Origin of the sequence: Paracoccus sp. DMF (assembly GCF_004407025.1) — a bacterium.
GTDB classification, from domain to species: Bacteria; Pseudomonadota; Alphaproteobacteria; order Rhodobacterales; family Rhodobacteraceae; genus Paracoccus; species Paracoccus aminovorans_B.
The window spans coordinates 113,232-128,951 of record NZ_SOKV02000001.1; the positions used below are offsets into that span (position 1 = coordinate 113,232).

Sequence of the window (15,720 nt, forward strand, 5' to 3'; positions counted from 1 at the left end):
GGCAGCGCCCCGGCGCCGACGGCTAATATCGCAGCCGCGCGTAATAGGATGTCTCGGCCGCCGCCCGCGCCTCGCCCAGCGTGACGATGCCGCGCGCCTTCAGCAGGGGCAGCAGCGCCAAGAACACCTGCGCCGTCGCCAGCGCATCGCCGGCGGCATTGTGGCGCCCGGCGATCGTGACCCCCAGCCGCGCGGCAATGGCCTCCAGCGATTGCGAGGGCTCGTGCGGCTGGGCGATGCTCGCCAGCAGCAGCGTATCCAGCACCGGCTGGTCGAAGCGCAGCCCGGTCGCCGCCTCTTTCAATTGCAGGAAGCGCATGTCGAAGGCGACGTTATGGCCGACCAGCACCGTGCCCGCGGCATAGGCGTGAAAGGCCGGCAGCACTTCGGCGATGCGGGGCTGGCCCCGCACCATCTCGGGGCGGATGCCGTGATAGGGGATGCCGGCCTCGGGGATCGAGCGGCCGGGGTCCACCAGCTGGTCGAAGCCCTCGCCGTGCAGGATCTTGCCGTTCAGCACCCGAACCGCGCCGATCTGGATGATCTCGTCGCCGCCGGCGGGGTCGAGCCCGGTCGTCTCGGTGTCGAAGACCGTATAGGCCAGCTGCTCCAGCCGGCTGTCGTCCAGCGCATGGCCGGCCGCATCGGCGCCGAACAGGTCGAAGTCATAGAATTCGGGCCGCGGATCGCCCGCCGCCTCGCGCCGGCCCTGGGCCATCGGCAGAAGAAAGCGAAAGAACGACCGGCCCGCGGCGCGGTCGTGTTCCAGCCACAGCTCGCCGCCGTGGCGCTCGGCCACGGCGCGGGCCGAGGCGCGGACCCCGGCAAAGCCCTCGGCCGGCGCGGCGTCCTGCGGCCAGCTCAGGTCCAGATGCGCCCAGCCCGGCGTCGCCGCCTCGGCCAGCCGCAGCCCCGGCGCCACCCCTTCGGGCAAGGGCGCCGCCAGATCGCCCAGGGCATGCACCAGGGCGAAACTGTCCACGCGCAGCCACAGCTCGGGGGCCGGCTCCTCGACCGCGGGCGCGCGGCCTGAACCGGCACGCAGATGCCCGGCCGCCGCCGCCAGCAGGTCGGCGCCCAGCATGTCCTGCAAGGGCCAGCGCGCCTGCGCATCCGCCCCGCCCTGTGTCAGCTCGGCCAGGCGCGCCGCCATGGCCTGCACCTCGTCGCGGACCACCTGCTGGAAGCTGTCGCGCTCGGCCGGTTGCAGGTCGGGATAGTCCAGCATGTCCAGCGCCGTCTGCATATTCGCCAGCGAGGCGCGGCTGGCCTCGGTCAGCGCATTCAACCGCTGGTCGCGGCGCGATTGCGCCGCCTGTTCCTCGGTGATGTCGTCCAGAAGCAGCACATAGCCGGTCAGCGCGGCCTCGGCCCGCACCGGCGCCCAGAGCACCTGCAACAGATGCCCCGCCCCGGTGGTGGTGACGAAGCGCGCCGCCCCCGCCGGTTCGCCGCGCGCCAGCTGCCGCTCGACCGTCTCGCGCGCATGCTCGATCAGCGGGCGGTCGATCACGGCATGGATCGAGCGGCCAAGCCCGATCAGGTCCGCCCCGCCGGCGATCTGCGGCGCGTCGGACAGCCGCTGGAACAGCGTCCGGGCGCGTTCGTTATACAGCAGGATGCGGCCGTCCAGCGTGCAGACCACGACGCTTTGCTGCAATTCCGCCATCAGCGCGCCCAGCTGGTCGCGTTCCTGCGCGACCTTGCGGCTGGCCTCGGCGACCAGCCGCTCCATGTCGGCCTGCAAGGCGCGGCTGCGGCCGGCCAGCCGGTTCACCGCCTGCGCCAGCGGGCTTGGGTCGTCCAGCAGCGGCGCGGCCGGGTTCTCGGCCAGGTTCGCCGCCGCATCGGCCAGCCGTCGCGGCGCCCGCACCAGCCGGTCGTGCAGCGACAGCGCCAGCCAGCCGGCCCCGGCCGCACCAAGCGCAAGCCAGCCCAGCAGCAACGCGCCCTGCCCCGCCAGCGCCTGTGCCAGCGCCTCGGGCCGCGCCGCGCGCCAGATCAGCAAGCCCGCGCCGGACCACGCCGCCAGCGCCAGCCCCGGCGCCAGCGCGGCCAGCCACTGGCCCCGCTCCAGCCTCATGCCAGCATCTCGCGGATCTTCACGATCAGCTCGCGGGTCGAGAAGGGCTTGGTGACATAGGCGTCGGCCCCGGCGCCGATGCCGCGGGCGATGTCGGTCTCGCGCCCCTTGGCGGTCAGCATCAGGATCGGCGTGCCCGCGACCTCGGGGTCCGCCCGCACCGCCTCGCAGACCTCGAAGCCGGTCATGCCCGGCATGGCGCCGTCGAGCAGCACCAGGGCCGGGCGCTCGGCCCGGATCGCCGCCAGCGCCTGCACGCCGTCGGGGACGGTCAGCACCTCGTAGCCCTCGCGTTTCAGCATGAAGGACAGGGTCAGGACGATGTTCGGCTCGTCATCCGCGATCAATACCCGTGTCACCATCCACCCCCTCCCGATGGCGAAGCGGCAGGCTGAAGGCGAAACAGGCGCCCCGGCCCGGTTCCGACTCCAGCCACATCCTCCCGCCCAGATTATCCACGATCTGCTTGCTGATAGGAAGCCCGAGCCCCGTCCCCGGCGGCCGCGTCGCCGCATCGCCCACCTGGCGGAACTTCTCGAACACCGCCGCCTGGTCGGCCAGGGGCACGCCCGGGCCGTTGTCGGCGACCCGCACCTCCAGCGCCTCGCCCGTCTGCCGCAGCGAGACGCGGACCCGGCCGCCCGGCGCGGGTGCGAATTTCGCCGCGTTCGACAGCAGGTTGACCATGACCTGCACCAGCCGGTCGGCATCGCCCATGACCGGCGGCACCTCGGGCAGGTCCAGCTCCACCGCCACCCCGCGGTCGCGGAACAGGCCCATGCTGCTTTGCACCGCGCCCCGGATCAGCGCCGCCATGTCGATCGGCGCGCTGTGCCATTCGGCCATGCCGGCCTCGATCTTGGCCAGGTCCAGCACCTGGTTGACCAGCCGGCTGAGCCGCTCGCTCTCGGTCAGGATGATGGCCGTGAATTCCTGTCGCTGCGCCTCGTCGATGTCGGGCGTGTCGATCAGCAGCTCGGCCAGGCCGCGGATCGTGGTCAGCGGCGTGCGCAGCTCATGCGTGACCGAGGACATGAAATCGTCCTTGAGCTGGTCGAGGCTCAGCAGCTTTTCATTGGCCGCGCGCAGTTCCTCGGTCGCGAGTTCCAGCGCCCGGGCATGGCTGCGCACCTGCGAGGCCTCGTCGAGGATTTCCAGCACGTCGGCGGTGCCCAGCGGCTCCTCTTGCGCGACCGAGGCGACCATGACGCGGGCCGAGGCGGTGCCGATGGCGCCGGCGATCTGGCGCTCGACCCGGTCCACCAGCCTTGCGTCGGGGGTCAGCGCGCCGGTCTCGCGTTCGTGGTCGGCAAACAGCGCCTCGGCCCGGGCCGGGCCCAGGAAGCGGGTGGCGAGCTGGCACAGGTCCTGGGTCCGCGCCCGGCCGCGCCAGAACACCGGCCCGTCCGCGCCGCGCCGGAACACGTCGACGAACAGCACCGCCTGGCTCGCCTCGCGCACCGAGGGGCGGCTGGCCAGCGACACGCCCACGTAAAGCCCGACATTGACCAGGAGGCTCCAGAACAGCGCATGGGTCAGCTCGTCGAAGCCGGTCAGGCCGAACAGGCTGCCCGGCGCCAGGAACGCGAGCCCCGGCGGCCCGTCGAGGAACCCCGCCGGGATCCAGCCCGATTTCGCGACCGAGGGCAGCATCAGCGTCCAGGCCCAGACCAGCGTGCCGCCGATCAGCCCGGCGAAGGCGCCGGCGCGGGTGCCGCCCTGCCAATACATCCCGCCCAGAAGCGCCGGGGCGAATTGCGCCACGGCGGCAAAGCTGATGAGGCCGATCGAGACCAGCGCATAGGCCTCGCCCGCGATGCGGAAATAGAGATAGCCCAGCAGCACGACCGCCAGGATGGCGGCGCGGCGGATGTTCAGCAGCAGCCGGGTCAGGTCCTGCCCCGCGCCCAGCCGGCCCCGGCGCAACAGCGCGGGCATGACCAGGTCGTTGCAGACCATGGTCGAGATGGCCACGGTCTCGACCACGATCATGCCGGTCGCGGCCGAGAGCCCGCCGATATAGACGAAGAGCGCGAGCCAGGGCGCGCCTTGGGCCAGCGGCAGGGTCATGACATAGCTTTCCGCCCCTGCCCCGCCGTCGCCGAGGATCAGCATGCCGCCGATGGCGATGGGCAGCACGAACAGGTTGATCGCCAGCAGATAGGCCGGGAACAGCCACGAGGCGCGCAGGATCTGCCGCTCGTTCCCGCATTCCACGACCATCATCTGGAACTGGCGCGGCAGCAGCAGCACCGACAGCGCCGACAGAAGCGTCAGCGCGAACCATTGCGCCCCGGCAAAGCCGGTGAACCCCGGCCCGCCCAGGGATAGCAGCGCGCCGATCTGCGGATGCTCCCGGGCGCGGGCCCAGATGTCGCCCATGCCGTCGAACAGCCCCCAGGTCACGAAGACCCCGACCGCCAGGAAGGCCACCAGCTTCACCGCCGATTCAAAGGCGATGGCGGCGACCATGCCCTCGTGCCGCTCGGACAGGTCCAGGTGGCGGGTGCCGAAAACCACGGCGAAGCCCGCCAGCGACAGCGCCATGTAAAGCGTGCCGTCGCGCCACCACGGCGCGCCTTGGGCGCCGGCATGGCCGGTCAGCACGTCATAGCCGACCGAGACCGCCTTCAACTGCAGGGCGATGTAGGGCAGGATGCCGACGACGGTGATGATGGTGACCAGCGCCGCCAGGCCCGGGCTCTTGCCATAGCGGCTGGCGATGAAATCGGCGATCGAGGTGATGCGATAGCTTTGCGCGATGCGCACCATCTTGCGCAGCACCAGCCAGGCCAGCGCCATGGCCAGCATCGGGCCAAGATAGATCGGCAGGAACCAGACCCCGGCCGTGGCCGCGCGGCCGACGCTGCCGAAATAGGTCCAGGCCGAGCAATAGACCCCCCAGGACAGCGCATAGACCAGCCCGTTGCCGCCCAGCGAGCGGCCCTGCCCGGCCCGCCGGTCGCCCCAGGCCGCGACCGCGACCAGCAGCAGCAGATAGCCGAAGGATGCGGCCAGCACGGTGCCCGGCGCGATCATTCGCCGCCATCCCGGCCCGAGACCAGCGCCAGCAGCCCGACCAGCAGCGCCCAGATCGCGAACAGCGCCACCGGCAGCAGCGGCAGGCCCAGCACCGTCACCGGCTTGTCGAAGATCAGCAGCAGCGGAAAGTTCAGCGCCAGCACCCCCGCGCCGCACAGCGCCACCAACAGCCGGGCGGGCGGGCCGTCGCGCCGGTTCACAGCGCGTCCAGCCGATAGTGCTGCGTCAGCCAGGCCTTGAAATCGCGCACGATGTTCAGCGAATCGCGCAACGCCTGGCGGTCCAGCGTGCCCAGGCCCGCCGGGCGGATGGTGTTGTCGGGTGCACGTCCCGCCGCGATCTGGCCCAGGTTCGAGGCGAGCTTCAGCCCCATCATGCAATGCAGCGCATCGGTCAGGTCGCGCGCCAGCCCGGCGTCGATGCGGCCCGCCTCGGCCAGTTGCCGCAGCCGCTCGGCCGTGGGCTGCGCGCTCAGGCCATATTCCAGCGCCAGCGCCCGGACTCCGTGCACGACCGGGAAGATGCCCAGCTTCTTCAGGTCGATCTCGGCCGCCTCGGGGCCGCGCAGGCCCGGCAGGCGCCGCCACCAGCCGCCCTGCGCGGTGCTGCCGAACTGCTGGATCGCCGCGGCGAAGCGGGCATGGAAGCCGTCACCGCCGGTCAGGATGCGGCGCAGCCGCGCGCGCAGTTGCGCCAGCAGCTCGGCGTCCCCCGCCACCACCGCCGCATCGAGGAAGATCGCCAGGTTCATCGCCCCCTCGGGGTCGCTGCCATGCACCCAGTCGTAAAGCGCGGCGCCGAAGCCCTGGACGCTTTGGCACCACAAGGGCCGGCTCAGCATGATGCCGCCGGGACAGGGCGGATAGCCGAAGCCGATCAGCGCCTCGGTGAAGCTTTCGGTGATGCGGTCGAGCCCCGGGAAATCGAAGCCGTCGCGCAGGATCAGCGCATTGTCCTGGTCGGTGCGGATGATCTGCTCGGATCGGCCCTCGCTGCCCATGACGATCAGGCAGGAATTGGCGCGCAGCGCCTCGGGGGCCAGCAATTCCCACAGCCGGCGAAAGATCTGCCGGTTCAGCCCGCCGACCAGCGCCGCGATGATCTCGATGCGCACGCCGTCGCCATGCAGGACGCGGATCAGCCCCTCGACCTGGCCCGCGGCATGGGCGAGATCGGGGATGGCCCCGGCCTGGGCCACCTCGGCCGCGATCAGGTGCGAATGGCTGGCAAGGAAACCCATCAGCTCGAGCTGGCTCAGGATGCCGACCACCTCGCTGCCTTCTCGCACCAAGAGGCGGTGGATGCGGTGGCGCAGCATCAACAGCATGGCGTCGTAAAGCGGGTCGCCCGCCTGCACCGACCAGGGGTCGAAATGCGTGAACGCGCCCACCGTCAGCGCCGAGGGCGGCCGGTCGCCGGCCAGCGCCGCCACCAGGTCGGTCGCGGTAAAGATGCCCAGCCGGTCGCCGTCGCGGACCAGCGCATCGGCGATGCCGCGCGCGGCCATCTCGCGGCACAGCGTCACCAGGTCGGTGCCGGCATCGGCGAAATGCGGCTTGCGCAGCGCGGCGTCGCGCACCCGCGCCGTCATCAGCGAGACCATCTCTCGCTGCGCGCGCATTCCCGCCTTGGACTCGGCACTCGTCACGATACGATTCCCCCAAGCCGGCCTCTACCCCGGCGCGGACCGGGCAGGACGGCACCGGCCGGCCGATGTTAGGCGGCAGGCGGGGCTTGCCGCAAGTCTTTTGACCGTGGGGATTTTTCCGGCGCCGCGCCGGTCAGCGCATCGCCTTGTAGGGCGGGTTCAGCCGGAACACCTTTTCGCGTGACAGCTTCCAATGCGCCAGCGGCCCGGTGCAGCGTTCCACCTCGCGCCGCGGGCCGGTGACGCGAATCGTGCCGGGAATCACCTCCTCGGCCGGCAGCGGTCGCAACTGGTCCAGAACCTCGGCCGTTTCCTCGCGCGAGGGGTCGCGGTCGTCGGAATAGACCAGCACGAAACATTCGTTGCGCTTGTTTTCCATAGCCATCGCCAAAACCTATTCGATCAGTCCAGCGCCTTCATATTCCTTGCCGAATCCGATCGGCCGGGCATGTTCGTTCGCCATCCGGATGATGTCGTCCGAGCGTTGCTGGTTGCGCTCGGCCGACAGCAGCCCGGGGGTCCGGGACAGCAACCGCGCGATCAGGCCCGCCACCGCCGGGCAGGCCATCGAGGTGCCGTCCATCACCCCTTTCGACGTGTCGTCGACCCAAGATATAATACCAACGCCCGGCCCGATAAAGTCCACCTCTGGGCCGATATTGCTGAAAGATGCAAAGAAACGCTCGCCCACCGGGGCGGGATCGGCGGCGATGTTGCGCGCGGTGATCGCCCCCTCGGGCCAGGCGTCCAGCACGCCGCCGGCCGAAACGCCCAGCACGGCCGCCGAGCGCGCCGGATAGGACACCGGCGCCATGCCGTCGTTGCCGGTCGCCGCGACGCAGACCACGCCAAGCGCCCGCGCCCGCCGCACCTCGCGCGAGATCGAGATCGGCTCGGAGGACTGGCCCAGGCTCATGTTGATGATGTCGCAGCCGTCCTCGACCGCCTGGCGGATGGCGCGGGCGATGGCGAATTCGCTGGCGCCGCCGTCGCCCTTTTCGAAGACGCGATAGGCGTGCAGCGCCACCTTGGGCGCGACGCGGGCGATGATGCCGGCGACATGGGTGCCGTGGCCGGTGCCATTGCCGAACCATTCGTCCGCCGGCTCGGTGCCGGTGGTGTTCAGCCCCTTGACCAGGTTCAGCCCCGGCGCCGGGTCGACCCCGGTGTCGATGACCGCGACCTTGATGCCCTCGCCGTCGCCCTTGCCCGACGGCGCCACCATGCGGGCCAGCGCATCGGGAAAGTCGTCGGCGATGGGCGGCACCGGCAGCTCGACCTCGGTGACGCCCTGGGGCGCGACCTCGACATCCTGCACCCCGCCCGGCCAATAGCCGGCCAGCGGCGCGCAGATGATGGCGTCGATGCGGGTCTGCCCGGCCGGCAGCGCGGTGCGGAAACAGCCCTGCGCATCGGTGCGCACGTCCGAGATGCCGAAGCCCCGGCGCCGGTTCAGCACCACCACGACCTGCGCCCCGGCGATGGGCTTGCCGCTGGCGGCATCGACGCAGCGCAGCGCCAGTTCCTTTTCCGAGCGGAAGGCGGTGGGCTTGGCCTGCTGGCGGATGATGTTCACCTGGCCGAAGCGCAGCGGGTAAAGCCGCAGTTCGGGCCGGATGCGCAGCCCGGGATAGGCGCGCTGCAGGATGAACGCCTGTTCGGGCGTCATGCGGACCAGCGAGGCCTCATCCTCGCCGATGGAATCGATCAGCCGGATGCGGCCCGCCTCGGTCTCGAGGATGCGCAAGGGCGGCCGCGTCGGCGACAGGTCGCCCGCCTCGGCCCCCTGCGCGGCGCTGCTGGCGATGCTGGCGCCCCGGCCCCCGAACAGCCGCTGGTGCATGCTGCGAAACAGCCGGAAGCTCGCGGTCTCCATGCCTTCGTTGAAGACGTTGTCCTCGGGGACGATGACATATTTCCGGGTCTTGCCAGACATGGCGGCGATTCCTTCCTGCCGGTTTCGGATCAGGTGACGGCAGAAGCGGCCATGAAGGCAAGAGGGGACGGTTTCCCGCCCATGCACCCGGGCCGGACGGCGTGTCTCTGCCGAAATCGCGCGGCGCGGCAGTTGCGCATGGACGCAGCCGCCGCGACGTATTAGGAAGGCAGCCCTAAGCGCGCCGGACAAGCGCGCAGCCAGAATCGACCATAGCCCGAGCAGAACAGAATGCACCCCGGCAAGAGCGCGACGCGGAAAGTCGCGACCCTGAAGCCTATCCAGATCCGCGGCCGCTTCTTCACGGCCGTGGCGCTGCATCTGTCGGGCCGCCCCGACGCCGGTTTCTTCGACGCGCTGGACGCGCGGCTGGCGCAGGTGCCGCTGTTCTTCGACAATGCGCCGCTGGTCATCGACTTGGAACAGGCCGAAGGGCTGGAAAGCGTCGATGAGATCCTGCGCCTGACCGACGACCTGCGGGCGCGCAACCTGTCGGTCTTCGGCATCCAGAGCGGCACGGCGGCGCAGGCCGCGGCGGCGCGGGCCGCGGGGCTGATCTCGCTGGCCGGCGGGCGCGACGTGCCCCTGGACCGCGTCAGCCGCCAGGGCAGCCGCCCCGAGGCGCCGGCCCCCGTGCGCGAGGCGCCGCAGCCCACCAGGATGGTGACGCAGCCGGTGCGCTCGGGCCAGATGATCTTCGCCGACCGCGGCGACCTGGTGATCGTCGGCTCGGTCAGCTCGGGCGCCGAGGTCATCGCCAGCGGCAATATCCACATCTATGGCCGGCTGCGCGGCCGGGCGCTGGCCGGCGTCAATGGCGACACCTCGGCCCGCATCTTCTGCCACGCGCTCGATGCCGAGCTGCTGGCCATCGCCGGCCTCTACCGCACCAGCGAGAATCTGGGTCCCGACACCCCCCGCGACAATGTGCAGGTCTGGCTGGATGGCGAGAAGCTGCGCATCGAATCGCTGAAATGACCATGATCGAAAGGAAACGCTCGTGAGCAAGGTTATCGTTGTCACCTCGGGCAAGGGCGGCGTCGGCAAGACGACCACCTCGGCCGCCATCGCCGCCGCGCTGGCCGCACGCGGCAAAAAGACGGTCGTGATCGACTTCGACGTGGGCCTGCGCAATCTCGACATGATCATGGGCTGCGAACGCCGCGTGGTCTTCGACTTCATCAACGTGATCCAGGGCGACGCCAAGCTGAAGCAGGCGCTGATCAAAGACCGCCGGCTGGAGAACCTCTACGTCCTGCCGACCTCGCAGACCCGCGACAAGGATGCGCTGACGACCGAGGGCGTCAAGGCGGTGCTGGACGAGCTGCGCGAGGAATTCGACTATATCATCTGCGACAGCCCGGCGGGCATCGAGCGCGGCGCGCATCTGGCGATGTATTACGCCGACGAGGCGGTGGTGGTGACCAACCCCGAAGTGTCCTCGGTGCGCGACAGCGACCGGGTGCTGGGGCTGTTGAACTCCAAGACCTTCCTGGCGGAAAAGGGCGACGACAGCGCGGTCAAGGCGCAGCTGCTGCTGACCCGATTCGATCCGGCCCGCTCGGCCAATGGCGAGATGATGAGCGTGCAGGATGTGCTGGAAATCCTGGCCATCCCGCTTCTGGGCATCATCCCGGAAAGCACCTCGGTGCTGAAGGCCTCGAACGAGGGCACACCGGTGTCGCTGGACGAGAAATCGCCGGCCGGCAAGGCCTATCTGGACGCGGTCGGCCGCCTGGTCGGCGAACAGATCGAGATGCGGGCGACCCCCGGCGAACAGCGGCGCGGCTTCTTCCAGCGGCTGCTGGGACGGACGGCCTGAGATGTTCGGTTTCTCACTCCGCCCGCGCAAGCCCAGTTCGGCGCAGACCGCCAAGGAGCGGCTGCAGATCCTGCTCGCGCATGAACGCACCAGCAATTCCGGCCCCGACTTCCTGCCGCTTCTGCAGCGCGACATCCTCGAGGTGGTGCGCCGCCACATGGATGTCGACGGCGATGCGGTCGACATCAAGCTGGAACGCAGCGACGACCTGTCGAGCCTGGAAATCAACATCGAGATGCCCGGCACCCGCAAGGCGTCCTGACCGGCCGGCTTCTTTCTTGCCGAAATATCCTGGGGGGAGCGTTTCGCGCACCCCGTCGAGGGGTGCACGAAACGCGGGGGGCAAAGCCCCCCGGGCCCCGCGCGCAAGCCGAGCCGGACCAGGAACCCTCGCACATCGCGGCCGGCAAACCCGTGGCGCTCAAGGGCCCGACCGTCACCGACTCCCAAGCGGTGATGGCAAGGCTGCCCGAGCTACAGCGCCCATGCCGTCATCGACCAGCGGGTCGAACGCGGGGGCCCGACTGTCGCTCGATGCGCAGGGCCGGCGGCGGCGCTGAACCTGACCGCCACCTTCAAGACTGCCGAGCCGGTCGCGCGCGACCGGCCGCGGTTCAGGGCGCTGCAAGCCGCGGCTTGCGCGAGGCCGCCTCGCGTTCCGGCCGCAGCGCCCAGAGCGCCAGCAGCGGCTCGTCCCCGGCCTTCATGGCATGCAGGATGTTCGGCGGATTGTAGAAGCTGCCGCCGACGCCGGGCTGGAACCAGTCGCCGCCTTCCTGCCAGAAATCGCCGGGCGAGAGCACGAGATAGGTTTCCTCGGGCGCGTGCTGGTGGTCGGGATAGCGGATGCCCGGCGCCAGCAGGCTGAGCCCGATCCACAGGTCGTGGCGGTCCTCGATCCCGCCCGGCCCCAGCAGCATGGCATTGGCGTGGCCCTCGTCGAAGCCGGGACCGGCGGTGGCATCGCCGCTGCGCCGGCGCCAGCAGAGCCGCGGCGCCAGCGCCCGCAACGCCGCCAGCAGCGCCGCGAGATCGGCCTGATCGACCGGGCGGTGCAGCGCAGGCTCCAGCACCCGCTCGACCACCGGCTGGCTGGCCGGCGCCGCGCCGGGCGCGGCAGGCGTGGCCGCGGCCTTGGCGATCCAGGCCAGCGAGGCCCGCGACTGCGCACCGACTGCCCGCGCCTGCATGGCAGGCAAGGCGATGTCCAGGAAATCCTGCAATTCCTGCGGTCGTTCCATTCCGTGCCCTTTCCGTGTCCCGTTCGATTACAGATCCTTGACCAGCCGCAAGGCGTCGTAGATCGCGGCATGGGTATTGCGCGCCGCCACCGCGTCGCCGATGCGGAACAGCCGGAACTTGCCCTCGGGGTTTTTGCGGACATCCTGCAAGCCGCCGGTGGTCAGCGCCTCGTAATCCACCTCGCCCAGGTTCGAGGATTGTGGCTTGAGGTCGAAATACAGCTCGTCCAGCGGCCGGATGCCGTGGTTCACCACCACCTGGTCGACCAGCCGGTCGCGGGTGACGCCGCCGTAATCGCTGCCCAGCGTGGCGCGCAGCCGATTGCCCTCGCGCGCGACCGATTGCAGCCGCCAGGTGACGGTGAAGGTGGTGTCGCGCTTTTGCAGGCTGCGCATATAGGGCACCAGGTTCATCGCCATGACCTCGGGCGAGAAGCTGCGGTCCGGGGTGACGATCTCGACCTTCGCCCCGGTCGCGGCGATCAGGTCGGCGGCTTGCAGCGCGGCATGGTCGCCGGCGTCGTCATAAACGAGCACGTTCTGGCCCGGCTTCACGTCGCCCGACAGGATGTCCCAGGCCGAGCAGACCAGCTCGTTGCCGGCCCGCAGAACCTCGGTATGCGGCAGTCCGCCGGTGGCGACGATGACCTCGTCCGGTTGGGTCGCGAGCACATCAGAGACATCGGCGAAGGTGTTGAAGTTGAAGGTGACGCCGTGCTTTTCGCACATGGCCTGGCGCCAGGCGATGATCGAGATCATCTCGCGCCGGCGCTCTTGCAGCGCGGTCAGGCGGATCTGCCCGCCGGGCTGGTCGGCGGCCTCGAAGACGGTGACCGCGTGGCCGCGCTCGGCGGCGACGCGGGCAGCTTCCATGCCGCCCGGACCGGCGCCGACCACGGTGATGCGCTTTTTCACCGCGGCCGGCGGGATGGTCTGCGGCATGGTCTCCTCGCGGCCCGTCGCCGCGTTGTGCAGGCAGAAGGCCAGCCCGCCCTGATAGATGCGGTCGAGGCAATAGTTCGCGCCGACGCAGGGGCGGATATCGTCCTCGCGGCCCTCGACGACCTTGCGCACCAGATGCGGGTCGGCCATGTGGGCGCGGGTCATGCCGACCATGTCGACCAGCCCGGCGGCGATGGCGTGGCGCGCCGTCGGCACGTCGGGGATCTTGGCGGCGTGGAAGGTCGGGAAATTCGTGGCCTTGCGGATCTGGCCGGCGAATTCCAGGTGCGGCGCGTTGCGCATGCCCTGCACCGGGATCACGTCGGTCAGCCCGGCATCGGTGTCGATATGGCCGCGCACCACGTTCAGGAAATCGACCAGGCCGCTGTCCTTGAGCTTTTGCGAGATGGCAATGCCCTCTTCGGCGCCAAAACCGCCGGGCAGGCATTCGTCGCCGGTATAGCGCACGCCCAGCAGGAAATCCTCGCCGCAGCGTTCGCGGATGCCCTTCAGGATGTCGAAGGTAAAGCGCAGCCGGTTGTCCAGGCTGCCGCCATAGGGGCCGTCCAGGTCATTGGTCAGCGGCGACCAGAACTGGTCCATCAGGTGGCCATAGGCCTGCAATTCCAGCCCGTCCAGGCCCGCGGCCTTCATCCGCTCGGCCGCATCGACATAATCGCCGATGATGCGGGCGATGTCCCAGTCCTCCATCTTCTTCGGGAACGAACGGTGCGCCGCCTCGCGTTCGTGGCTGGGCGAGACGACGGGCAGCCAGTCCGCCTTGTCCCAGCGCGTGCGCCGGCCCAGGTGGGTCAGCTGGATCATCACCGCGCAGCCGTGGTCGTGGCATTCGTCGGCCAGCTGCTTCATCCAGCCGACGACCTCGTCCTTCCAGGCCAGGATGTTGTTGAACACCGGCGGGCTGTCGCGCGAGACCGAGGCCGAGCCCGCCGTCATGGTCAGCGCCACCCCGGCCTTGGCGCGCTCGACGTGATAGGCGCGATAGCGGTCCTTGGGCATGCCGTCCTCGGGATAGGCCGGCTCGTGGCTGGTGATCATGATCCGGTTGCGAAGCGTCAGGTGCTTCAGCTGGAACGGCTGCAGAAGGGGATCGTTCGACATGGCTCTGCCTGTGAAGGGTGGAGTGCTGTTCCCGAGAAAATCCGAAAATGTTCACTTGTGTCAATTAAAAAATCATCGGTGAACCGAAAGCGCCGCAAATTGCACATTTACCTTGCTCGGTTGTCGCGCGCGTCCTAAGCAGTGTCATGGATCAGGCGAACGCATCCGAAACGGGCTGGCGAGGGTCGCGCGAGGGTTGGCTGGAAGCCGGCTATCAGGCGCTGATCGAAAGCGGCATCGACGCGGTCAAGATCCTGCCGCTGGCCAAGCGGCTGAACCTGTCGCGCACCAGCTTCTACTGGTTCTTCGAGGATCGCGAGGCGCTGCTGTCCGCCCTGCTCGACGGCTGGGAACTGCGCACGACACGGCCGCTGATCGATTCGACCACGCAATATGCCGAGACCCGGGCCGAGGCGATGCTGAACGTCCTGACCTGCTTCCTGGCGCCGGGCGTCTTCGATTCGCGGCTGGAATTCGCGGTGCGCAGCTGGTCGCTGCAGGACGAGAACGTGGCGGCGCGGATCAAGGCCGCTGACCTGGCCCGGCTCGCGGCGCTGACGCAGATGCTGGCGAAATGGGGCATCGCCCCGGACGAGGCCGACATCCGCGCCCGCACCATCTATCTGGTGCAGATCGGCTATATCTCGATGCAGGCGGAAGAGGACATCGAGACCCGGCTGGCCCGCATCCCTACCTATGTCAAGATCTATGCCGACGAGTTGCCCGAGCCGCGCGAAATGGCCCGTTTCACCGCCCGCTTTCGCCGCTGACGGCCGGCCCGGGCGCCGCGCATGGCGCAAAATTACAAGAAAGGGTCGCAAATCATCCCTATTGGGGGTAGTTTTGCGGCATCCTTGCCTGAGGATCGTTCCGAAAACGCAATCTGGCGGGGATATGTGCAGGATCGTCGCGATTCCGTTCTTGCATGACCATGGAAAGGTCTGCGATGAACTCTGACAAGACAATCATGAACATTTTCTTGCCAGATATGGCGCGAATCTGTTAGCCAAGTGGGGCAAGCTGGCAGAGATCGGGGAATCGACGACATGCGTGTGGGGATCATCGGCGCGACGGGATGGCTGGGATCGGCCCTTGGGCAGCACCTGCTGTCCGGCCGGGTAGTCCCGGCCGAGGCGCTGGTGCTGCTCAATCGCAGCGGTCCGCGCGCCGACTATCACGGCCACCGTCCGCATTGGGCCGCCGATGTCGCCGAACTGGCGGCGCTGTCGGATGTCATCGTGGTTTCCGTCCGCCCCGAGGACTGGCACGGCCTGGCGCTGCAGGCGCCAGGCAAGCTGGTCCTGTCCTTCATGGCCGGGGTCGGCGCCGATCTGCTGGCGGCCTCGGGCGGGCGGATCGTGCGCGCCATGCCCAATGCCGCCGCCGAAAGCGGCCATTCCTATTCGCCCTTCTGGGCCGCGCCGGGCGTCACCCCCGAGGATCGCGAGGCCGTGCGCCGCATCCTGGGCGCCATCGGCACCACCGACGAACTGCCGGCCGAGGCGCAGATCGACCTGATGACCGCCCTGCCCGGCTCGGGCGCCGCCTATCCGGCGCTGATGGCCATGGCCATGGCGGATTTCATGACCGGCCATGGCGTGCCGGAAACCGTCACCTGGCGCGCGGTCGAGGCCGCGGTCTGCGGCGGCGCCGCCATGCTGGCGGGCCGGCCGCAGCGCGCGGTCGAACTGGTCGCGGCCTATCGCGACTATCGCGGCACCACCGCCGCCGGGATCGAGGCCGCCGAGGCCGCCGGCTTCCCGCAGGCGGTCGCGCGCGCGCTTGAAGTCGCCACGGAAAAGGCCCGCCGCCTGGTCGCGCCCGCTCCGACCTAGCCCCATAGCCAGAGCCCGGCGCGCTGGCGGCAGCGTCGCGGGGATCCTC

The 15,720-nt window shown here is 69.7% G+C and carries 14 protein-coding genes; 5 read left to right on the forward strand and 9 right to left on the reverse strand.

What is annotated here, in order from left to right:
* Nucleotides 1–22: 22 nt before the first annotated feature.
* From E3D03_RS00605 to E3D03_RS00635, 7 genes are all read right to left on the reverse strand, one after another.
* Nucleotides 23–2,083 (reverse strand): exonuclease domain-containing protein, encoded by a 2,061-nt coding sequence (locus E3D03_RS00605; protein ID WP_263565349.1) that lies wholly within the window; start codon nucleotides 2,081–2,083, stop codon nucleotides 23–25.
* Nucleotides 2,080–2,445 carry a response regulator transcription factor gene (locus E3D03_RS00610; RefSeq protein WP_062564063.1) on the reverse strand — a complete coding sequence of 122 codons (366 nt, stop codon included), beginning with the start codon at nucleotides 2,443–2,445 and terminating at the stop codon, nucleotides 2,080–2,082. Before E3D03_RS00610 ends, E3D03_RS00605 begins: the two co-directional genes overlap by 4 nt.
* Nucleotides 2,417–5,122, reverse strand: coding sequence for a sensor histidine kinase (locus tag E3D03_RS00615; protein WP_263565350.1), 2,706 nt, complete (start codon nucleotides 5,120–5,122; stop codon nucleotides 2,417–2,419). Before E3D03_RS00615 ends, E3D03_RS00610 begins: the two co-directional genes overlap by 29 nt.
* Nucleotides 5,119–5,325: a hypothetical protein gene (locus tag E3D03_RS00620; protein WP_018001488.1), complete on the reverse strand. Its 207-nt coding sequence runs from the start codon at nucleotides 5,323–5,325 to the stop codon at nucleotides 5,119–5,121. Before E3D03_RS00620 ends, E3D03_RS00615 begins: the two co-directional genes overlap by 4 nt.
* Nucleotides 5,322–6,746 (reverse strand): putative nucleotidyltransferase substrate binding domain-containing protein, encoded by a 1,425-nt coding sequence (locus tag E3D03_RS00625; protein WP_263565351.1) that lies wholly within the window; start codon nucleotides 6,744–6,746, stop codon nucleotides 5,322–5,324. The genes E3D03_RS00620 and E3D03_RS00625 overlap by 4 nt, the downstream gene beginning before the upstream one ends.
* A 160-nt stretch (nucleotides 6,747–6,906) precedes the next feature.
* Entirely contained in the window at nucleotides 6,907–7,158 is a 252-nt protein-coding gene (locus E3D03_RS00630; protein WP_156429268.1) for a hypothetical protein, read from the reverse strand.
* A gap of 9 nt (nucleotides 7,159–7,167) precedes the next feature.
* A complete protein-coding gene (locus E3D03_RS00635) occupies nucleotides 7,168–8,709 on the reverse strand; it encodes a S8 family serine peptidase (protein ID WP_263565352.1) in 1,542 nt (513 codons plus the stop codon).
* 231 nt (nucleotides 8,710–8,940) lie between these two features.
* Between E3D03_RS00635 and minC the strand changes: the two genes are divergently transcribed.
* Genes minC through minE form a run of 3 tightly spaced genes read left to right on the forward strand, consistent with a single transcriptional unit; the run spans nucleotide 8,941 to nucleotide 10,793 of the window.
* The gene (minC, locus tag E3D03_RS00640; RefSeq protein WP_263565353.1) at nucleotides 8,941–9,687 is read left to right on the forward strand and encodes a septum site-determining protein MinC; all 747 of its coding nucleotides are present in this window, start codon (nucleotides 8,941–8,943) and stop codon (nucleotides 9,685–9,687) included.
* 22 nt (nucleotides 9,688–9,709) lie between these two features.
* Nucleotides 9,710–10,531: a septum site-determining protein MinD gene (gene minD / locus E3D03_RS00645; protein WP_263565354.1), complete on the forward strand. Its 822-nt coding sequence runs from the start codon at nucleotides 9,710–9,712 to the stop codon at nucleotides 10,529–10,531.
* A gap of 1 nt (nucleotide 10,532) precedes the next feature.
* Entirely contained in the window at nucleotides 10,533–10,793 is a 261-nt protein-coding gene (gene minE / locus E3D03_RS00650; protein WP_263565355.1) for a cell division topological specificity factor MinE, read from the forward strand.
* Between the two features lie 352 nt (nucleotides 10,794–11,145).
* Here minE and E3D03_RS00655 read toward each other — a convergent pair whose 3' ends face one another.
* Nucleotides 11,146–11,772 (reverse strand): dimethylsulfoniopropionate lyase, encoded by a 627-nt coding sequence (locus E3D03_RS00655; RefSeq protein ID WP_263565356.1) that lies wholly within the window; start codon nucleotides 11,770–11,772, stop codon nucleotides 11,146–11,148.
* Between the two features lie 27 nt (nucleotides 11,773–11,799).
* Complete coding sequence (hpbA, locus tag E3D03_RS00660; RefSeq protein WP_263565357.1) at nucleotides 11,800–13,836, reverse strand: N-methyl-L-proline N-demethylase HpbA; 2,037 nt, start codon at nucleotides 13,834–13,836, stop codon at nucleotides 11,800–11,802.
* 146 nt (nucleotides 13,837–13,982) lie between these two features.
* Here hpbA and E3D03_RS00665 point away from each other — a divergent pair, with 146 nt between their 5' ends.
* Together E3D03_RS00665 and E3D03_RS00670 are read left to right on the forward strand one after the other, a co-directional pair.
* Entirely contained in the window at nucleotides 13,983–14,606 is a 624-nt protein-coding gene (locus E3D03_RS00665; RefSeq protein WP_263565358.1) for a TetR/AcrR family transcriptional regulator, read from the forward strand.
* Between the two features lie 276 nt (nucleotides 14,607–14,882).
* Nucleotides 14,883–15,671, forward strand: a complete 789-nt coding sequence (locus E3D03_RS00670) for a pyrroline-5-carboxylate reductase family protein (protein WP_263565359.1) — start codon at nucleotides 14,883–14,885, stop codon at nucleotides 15,669–15,671.
* Nucleotides 15,672–15,720: the final 49 nt, after the last annotated feature.